The sequence below is a fragment of the Paenarthrobacter sp. NCHU4564 genome (genome assembly GCF_052156435.1).
GTDB lineage: Bacteria > Actinomycetota > Actinomycetes > Actinomycetales > Micrococcaceae > Arthrobacter.
Window position 1 is genome coordinate 1 of the sequence record NZ_JBQLIS010000055.1, and the last position, 945, is coordinate 945.

The following is a 945-nucleotide window of genomic DNA, read 5'->3' on the forward strand; positions in this document are numbered from 1 at the left end:
CTGACCGACGACCCAATCGAACTCCGGGACGGTCAGCACGGTCCGGCGCCGAGGGCCTGAGCCTTTTGTTCCTTTGGCCCACCGCACCTGGAGTGCACCGAACCGGCCGAACTGTTCAACGTGGGGATTAGGGCCGAAATCGACGTACTCAAGCATGGTCAGTTCACGACGGCGCAGCCCGTAAGCATAGGCAACCTTGAACGCCGTCGAATCCCTCAACGCCGGCAACCAACGCTTGGAGCGTTTGGCAAACTCCGTATCGATCAGATCATCAGCGGTATCAAAGAACGTTTGAAGCTCTGCCCGGGTGAAGGCCCTCCGGCGCGGCGGCATGGCATCGTCGGTGGTATGCCGCGGTGAGTTCCACTCAAATACGACCTGCACCGGGATGTCGGCGAAAACCCGTTCGCAAAACGCTGCCCACCCATAGCGCCCGTCGGTCACGTACGCGCAGAACGCCTTGATAGCTCCCGCGTTGGACCTGAGCGTGGACAACGCCAGGCCTTTCTCTGAACTGCGACGGTCTGCGAGAAATTCGTCCACGTTATGTGCCGACCATGTCCACGGATACTCGTTCGCGTGCTCCTGGAAGCGCTCAACGACACTGCAGGAGCTTTTGATATACACGCTCGAGAGCCCGCGCGCCAGCATCTGCGCCCGCCAACCATCAAGCATCGCCTCGAAAACCCGGTCTTCAGCCCGCAGCAGCCCAACGTTCGCAGTGTTCAGAAAGGCAGGAATACGGCCAGGTTCGATGTTCACAAGCCAAACTCTACGCAAAAATCTCTCATTTAATGAGAGATTACGCCGCTGGAGCGAGCAATGACGCGGTCGAGCTCTTGATCACCATTCAATGCCACCACATACGAACCGATCCCTGACATGGGAAAACGCTGCATGACAGCTTTGGACGAGTTATCTCATCTACTTCTACTCGTCTCACTT

General features: G+C 57.8%; 1 protein-coding gene. It reads right to left on the bottom strand.

Features of this window, described 5'->3' with window-relative positions; translation table 11 throughout:
- Window positions 1–762, bottom strand: a 762-nt coding sequence (locus ACSVIE_RS21070; protein ID WP_442425155.1) for a tyrosine-type recombinase/integrase, incomplete at its 3' end; no start/stop codon positions are given.
- Between the last annotated feature and the right edge of the window lie 183 nt (window positions 763–945).